Annotated in this window: 4 protein-coding genes; all 4 read right to left on the bottom strand. The window is 45.5% G+C overall.

The window, feature by feature from the left end:
* A partial coding sequence (gene urtE / locus B3143_RS07630) for an urea ABC transporter ATP-binding subunit UrtE (RefSeq protein WP_286740024.1) occupies nucleotides 1–691 on the bottom strand: 691 nt, incomplete at its 3' end.
* 11 nt (nucleotides 692–702) lie between these two features.
* Nucleotides 703–1,521, bottom strand: coding sequence for an urea ABC transporter ATP-binding protein UrtD (urtD, locus tag B3143_RS07625; protein ID WP_004785873.1), 819 nt, complete (start codon nucleotides 1,519–1,521; stop codon nucleotides 703–705).
* Complete coding sequence (gene urtC / locus B3143_RS07620; protein WP_004785875.1) at nucleotides 1,518–2,591, bottom strand: urea ABC transporter permease subunit UrtC; 1,074 nt, start codon at nucleotides 2,589–2,591, stop codon at nucleotides 1,518–1,520. Before urtC ends, urtD begins: the two co-directional genes overlap by 4 nt.
* Before the next feature lie 4 nt (nucleotides 2,592–2,595).
* The coding region (locus tag B3143_RS07615; protein WP_414630914.1) for an ABC transporter permease subunit at nucleotides 2,596–3,075 on the bottom strand (480 nt) is incomplete at its 5' end.

Here is a 3,075-nt window from a genome sequence, read left to right as displayed (position 1 = left end):
CCACCAGATCCCGAATCCCTTTTTCCGGCATTTCACTTCCAACACCCTGAGCAATCACTTGTCCACGTGCCATAACGGTATAACCATCTGCCAGTTCTTCAGCAAAGTCATAGAACTGTTCTACCAGAACAATCGCCATTTCACCGCCATCAGCCAGTTTACGAATTACCCGACCAATATCTTTAATGATAGATGGCTGAATCCCCTCAGTCGGTTCATCCAAAATGAGCACACGCGGTTCAGATGCCAATGCGCGGGCAATCGCCAGTTGTTGTTGCTGGCCACCGGATAAGTCACCACCGCGTCGATATTTCATTTCCTCTAATACCGGAAAAATCTCATAGAGATGTTCCGGTACTTTACGAGTTTTGGTTCCTTTAAATTTCGCCATGCCAATCAGAATATTTTCTTCAACGGTTAAAGTCGAAAAGATATCCCGACCTTGTGGCACATAGGCCAAACCTGCCCGAACGCGCTGTTCAGGACTCAGTTTGGCAATATCTTTGCCATCTAAAAGAATCAGACCTGATTTGATGGGCAAAATCCCCATCAGACATTTAAGTAGTGTCGTTTTACCAACGCCGTTACGACCCAGAACCACTGAGCACTCACCGACAGGCGCATTGAAAGACACATCACGTAAAATGTGACTACCGCCATAAAACTGATTTATGTCTTTAACTTCTAGCATCAGTCAGCCCCTTAACGCCCAAGATACTTTTCAATAACATCTTCACTGGCCTGTACTTCTGCCAATGTACCTTCAGCCAGAATCGCCCCTTGTGCCAGCACCGTGACTTTCTCACTAATAGTATCGATGAAGCTCATATCGTGTTCGACGACTACCAGGGTATGATTCTTTTTCAGTTCCAGACACAGTTCAGCAGTCCGTTCAGTTTCAGCATCAGTCATCCCTGCCACTGGTTCATCCAGTAAAATCAGTTTTGGACGTTGCATCAGCAGCATGCCAATTTCCAACCATTGTTTCTGGCCGTGAGATAAAAGCCCTGCAGGTTTGTGAATAAATTCCTGCAAGCGGATCTGCTGTAAAGATTCATCCAAGGCATTTTGTGCATCCGGATCGAGCTTGCTGAAAAAGCTTTTTTTCACCCGTTTATCTTTAGGTGCAGCCAAGAGCAGATTTTCCATCACGGTAAAATTTTCAAACACTGTCGGTTTCTGGAATTTACGCCCGATGCCAGCTTCGGCAATTTCTTCAGTACTCATTTTCGCCAGATTATAGGTCTGGCCAAAAAATGCAGAACCTTCAGTAGGACGGGTTTTCCCAGTAATGACATCCATCAATGTGGTTTTACCCGCGCCGTTTGGCCCAATGATGCAGCGCAATTCACCTTCTTCGATATACAGCGATAAATCATTTAAGGCACGGAAAGCATCAAACCAGACACTGACTTTTTCCAGATAAAGTGCGATCCCATGGCTAAAATCTGGCCCTTGCTCTTTTGGTCGGCCATAGCCTTCAGAAGCATGGCCGCCATGAGGTTGTAAAATTTCACTCATTCGCTACGCTCCTTTTTAAAACGGTCGAATAAACCAATCAAACCTTTAGGCAGGAAGATGGTGACCACAATAAATAATGCCCCCAGAATTAGTAACCATGCTTCCGGATAAGCGACAGTAAAATAAGTTTTTACTGCATTAATTAAGCCTGCACCCAGAATCGGCCCAATCAAGGTACCTCGACCACCAGCCGCTACCCAGACTGCCATTTCAATCGAGTTCACTGGATTCATTTCGCTTGGGTTAATAATCCCGGCTTGTGGTACATACAGTGCACCAGCGATACCTGCAATCACAGCAGATAATACCCAGGCTGAAAGCTTGTACCATAAGGTGCGGTAACCCAAATATTGCAGACGATTTTCACTATCACGAATTGCGCCAAGCACACGACCATAAGGTTTATTCATTAAATGGCGTAGACCAACAAAGCACAGCAATAACACCAGAGCCGTGATAAAACATAGGCTAGCACGCATTGGTGCTGAGGTAATGTCCATGCCTAAAATGGTTTTGAAACCGGTAAATCCGTTATTCCCGCCAAAGCCTGTTTCATTACGGAAGAATAAAAGCGCTGCCGCAAAGGTCATCGCCTGAGTAATAATCGAAAAGTAAACGCCTTTGATTTTGGAGCGGAAAGCGAAGAAGCCGAAAATAAAAGCAATCAGTCCTGGTATCAGAACCACAAGTATCATGGCCCACCAGAAATGATTGGTCCCCACCCAAAACCAGGGTAACTCAGTCCAGCTCAAAAAACGCATAAAGTCAGGCAAGCCATCGCCTGCTGATTGACGCATTAAGTACATGCCAAAGGCATACCCCCCCAAGGCAAAATACAGGCCATGACCTAAACTTAAAATACCGGCATAGCCCCAGACCAGATCAAGCGCCAACGCCACCAACGCTAGGCACATGATCTTGCCGATCAAAGTGACCCAATAAGCAGACAGATGCAGGCTCGAATCTGCTGGCAATAAATGCAGCCATGGCAAGGCCAGTAAAATAACAAAACAGATCGCAATTGCGAGTGTGCTATAAGGTTTATCTGAAAGTAATGATGTGATTTTCATAGGCTTACTCCACAAAGCGTCCTTTAATGGCAAACAAACCTTGTGGACGTTTCTGAATAAACAAAATCACAAGAACCAAGAGAATAATTTTCGCCAATACTGCACCCATACCAATTTCCAGTACGGTACCACTGACACCTAGTCCCAAAGCGGCAAGAACTGCACCCCATACTTGACCAACCCCACCGACAACAACCACAAGGAAAGCATCAATAATATAGTTCTGGCCCAAATCTGGCCCCACATTACCCACTTGCGCCAAGGCACAACCGGCAAGACCGGCAAGACCTGAACCTAGACCAAATGCCATCATGTCAATTCGGCTGGATCGTATACCGACAGCACGAGCCATCTGACGATTTTGCGTTACGGCACGGACAAATAAACCAAAACGGGTTTTATTGAGTAGATAAACCAGCAACAGTAAGACACCAATAGTAAAGACAATAATTGCGATACGGTTATAAGGTAGCATCAGGCTTGG

It is taken from the genome of Acinetobacter sp. UBA1496 (genome assembly GCF_002324975.1).
In the GTDB taxonomy this organism is placed as follows: domain Bacteria; phylum Pseudomonadota; class Gammaproteobacteria; order Pseudomonadales; family Moraxellaceae; genus Acinetobacter; species Acinetobacter variabilis.
The sequence above is the reverse complement of the archived record's forward strand: the minus strand, read 5'-3'. Positions and strand labels throughout refer to the sequence as shown.